Annotated in this window: 2 protein-coding genes; both read left to right on the top strand. The window is 46.1% G+C overall.

The genetic code is table 11. The features are described 5' to 3' along the window. Nucleotides 1-484 precede the first annotated feature (484 nt). Nucleotides 485-1,873 (top strand): cytochrome ubiquinol oxidase subunit I, encoded by a 1,389-nt coding sequence (locus F824_RS0123405; protein WP_019600374.1) that lies wholly within the window; start codon nt 485-487, stop codon nt 1,871-1,873. A 1-nt stretch (nt 1,874) separates the two neighbouring features. Beyond that, the gene (gene cydB, locus F824_RS0123400) at nt 1,875-2,912 is read left to right on the top strand and encodes a cytochrome d ubiquinol oxidase subunit II (protein ID WP_019600373.1); all 1,038 of its coding nucleotides are present in this window, start codon (nt 1,875-1,877) and stop codon (nt 2,910-2,912) included. The last annotated feature ends 476 nt before the right edge of the window (nt 2,913-3,388 follow it).

Here is a 3,388-nt window from a genome sequence, read left to right as displayed (position 1 = left end):
AACCAAAAGGCCAAGAAATTGGAATCCTCCTCCGCCCTTGGCCCACGCCGGCTCGGTCCAATTTCCTCCTCCCCACGTCCGAGGGAAGTTTAGTGATAATTCCACACCCTTGGCCTCTCTCCCCACAGACCACTCCTTCTCTACTTAACGTTAAATATCAGCGAAGCCTGAAGGGATTCAACCTTGAATGGCCCAAGATGAAACCTAGGGACAAATAGAAATTCGCACTTTCTTTCGTTGGCGAAGAAACCCAAGCCCCACCCCATAAATATCTGCAAGGGACAATTTTTTTCAGAAAATCCCCATCCGTCAATCAATAGACAATCAGGTAAGAGGAATGTCCAATTTTACGGGACCAATTTGATTTTTTTGGAAAAAAAAACCTGTAATTTATATTGTCGATCCCGGCTGAATCCCGGCAAACGTGACCCCGGTCACGCCGGGGTTTTCCTTAAGGTTTTAGCTTCGCACAAATAATCTTCTTATGGACGTTGAAATTCTCTCCAGAGTACAATTTGCATTTACCATTGCCTTTCATTACATCTATCCCCCACTCAGCATTGGCATAGGACTGCTGATGGTGGTCTTCGAAAGTCTCTATATCCGCACCAAAAATAAACAGTACGAGGTCTTGGCCAAGTTCTGGACCAAGATCTTCGCGATCACTTTTGGGATCGGTGTGGTGACCGGCATCGTGATGGAATTTGAGTTTGGCACCAACTGGGCAACCTATTCCAGATATGTGGGTGATATTTTTGGCAGCGCACTGGCTGCCGAGGGCATTTTTGCCTTTGCACTGGAAAGCAGTGCATTGGGCGTTTTACTGTTTGGCTGGAACAGGGTGAAACCCTGGGTACACCTAGTGGCGACGCTTGGGGTATTTCTGGGATCGATGTTTTCCGCGGTTTGGATTGTCGTCGCCAACTCCTGGCAGCAGACGCCAACCGGATACCATATCGTTGGGGAAGGGATGCAGGCCAGGGCTGAAATCGTCGACTTTTGGGCCATGGTGTTCAATCCATCTTCGGTGGACCGGCTGACACATGTGTGGTTGGGCGCTTTCCTGGCCGGTTCGTTTTTGATCCTGAGTGTGCATGCGTATTATATCCTCAAGGGGCGCTATGTAGAGATTTCGAAGAAGGCCTTCAAGATCACCTTAGTCGTTGCCACGATCAGTTCATTGGCCCAACTGTTTACAGGCCATAGCTCTGCGGAAGGGGTTGCCGTGAATCAACCTGCTAAATTGGCCGCATTTGAAGGCCATTTTGATGCCGAGGCTCCGGGTGATCTGTATTTGATGGGTTGGGTGGACAAAGAAAACCAGAAAGTGACGGGTTTAAAAATTCCAGGTGGACTGTCTTTTATGCTTCATCAGGATTTCGAAACCCCCGTGACCGGTCTGAATGCTTTTCCCGAGGAGGATCGGCCTTCCCAGGTGAATGCGGTATTTCAGTTTTACCATTTGATGGTGGCGATTGGCATGTTTTTGATTGCCCTAAGTCTTTTTGCCATGTGGCAATGGAAAAGAGGAAAGTTATTTGAGAAAAAATGGCTGCTTTGGACCTTTGTTTTTACGGCTATTTTGCCACAATTGGCCAATCAGTTCGGTTGGTTTGCCGCAGAAATGGGCAGACAGCCTTGGGTGGTTTATGGTTTGTTGAGAACCTCCGACGCTTTGTCCAAAAGCGTTCAGGCCAACCAGGTGTTGTTTTCACTGATTTTGTTTTTCATCGTATACTCCATCTTGCTGCTGCTGTTTATTTACTTGATGAACAAGGGAATAAAAAATGGGCCCTACGATGAGGAAAATTATGATGAAGGATCACTGAACAAGGCAATCGCCGGAGTAGTGTTAAACGATATAAACAAATAATATGGAAACGTTCTTAGGCTTGGATTATCCAACATGGTGGTTTTTGGTTGTAGGTGGGCTTTTCTCGGGTTATGCCATCTTGGATGGTTTCGATTTTGGGGCTGGTGCCTGGCACATGTTTTTCAGACAAAACAAAAGCAGGGAAATCGCCTTAAAAGCGATTGACCCGACCTGGCATGGCAACGAAGTCTGGTTGGTCATCGGAGGGGGAACCTTGTTTGCCGGATTCCCGGTGTTTTACGGGACACTTTTGTCAGCCATGTACACACCGTTTATCCTTTTTCTCCTCTTTATCATCTTTAGGGGCATTTCCATCAAGTTCAGAAATATGGAAGAAATGCCATGGTGGCGAAAGATGTGGGATTGGAGCTACTCTATATCCAGCATCATGCTGGCGGTTCTTCTCGGTGTGGTGGTCGGGAATGTGCTCAACGGAATGCCGCTGGATGAAAATTACGAGTATATCGGAGGAGGCTTTTTTGAGTTTCTCAATCCATTTTCCATTCTTGTCGGCATCACCAGTCTGGCTCTTTTTATGATGCATGGTGGGATCTATTTATTGTTGAAAACCGAAGGCAAATTATACGACCGATTGCAGGATCTATTGAAGAAGGGGATCATCTTTTTCATCGTTTCCTATCTCATCACCACTGTGTATACGCTGCTCTATGTGACGCACCTCTCTGAGGTATTCCGTGAAAATCAAGCCTTGTTTGTGGTTCCTTTGTTGGTATTCCTCAGCATCGCCAATGTCCCGAGGTTGGTTAGTAAGAAGAAATACGGCTGGGCATTTATCTTCACAAGCTTGACCATTGCCTTGTTGTTTGTCCTGGTGGCCTTTGAACTCTTTCCAAGGCTTTTGCTTTCGAGTGGAATCGAAGCAAACAGCATTACCATTTACAATGCCGCGGCTTCCACCAAAACGTTGAAGATCATGATGGGATTTGTGGCTGTTGGAGGCCCCTTGGTCTTGCTGTATAGCTTTTTTGTTTATAGGACCTTCTGGGGGAAAGTAAAGGTAGATGCGGAATCTTATTAAAAAGGATAGGGAATAATCGGGTAATCGGAACCGGTGTAGACCGGTTCCTTACGCTGATGCGGTCAGTTTCGGGGTGCATCAAGTCTCTCCCTTACCGTCCAATATCAGCGAAGTCTGAAGGACTTCAACCTTGATTAGCCGCGGGTGGAACCCGTGGGAATTGGAATGTCATGATTGTTTCTTTTTGGCTAAAGAAAAAGATTGAATCCCGAAGGTTTTTCGCCAAAGCAGGTGGTTGTCATTAATCGCAATTTTTGTTCTTTGTCACTTTTTCCTTGATGAAAAAGTAACCAAAAAATCAAGGCTGATATCTCTTCTTCAAATTGGGGCGGGTGTTTATCCAACATAATGATTTCCTTCCAATTTGATTTTTGTCTGGCATCTGCGAGCTAAAAATGAGTGGATCTCACTCGGTGAACCTTCGTGAGCTAACTCATTTTCTTCACGCTCTCCGATGCCTGCCAAAAACCGCAGAT

This window comes from Rhodonellum psychrophilum GCM71 = DSM 17998, assembly GCF_000381545.1.
Classification (GTDB): domain Bacteria; phylum Bacteroidota; class Bacteroidia; order Cytophagales; family Cyclobacteriaceae; genus Rhodonellum; species Rhodonellum psychrophilum.
Note: the sequence above shows the minus strand (reverse complement) of the source record. Positions and strands in the feature narration are given on the sequence as shown.

Coding starts and splice junctions, on each gene's coding strand:
- cydB (WP_019600373.1), top strand. CDS start 1,875: ATGGAAACGTTCTTAGGCTTGGATTATCCAACATGGTGGTTTTTGGTT.
- F824_RS0123405 (WP_019600374.1), top strand. CDS start 485: ATGGACGTTGAAATTCTCTCCAGAGTACAATTTGCATTTACCATTGCC.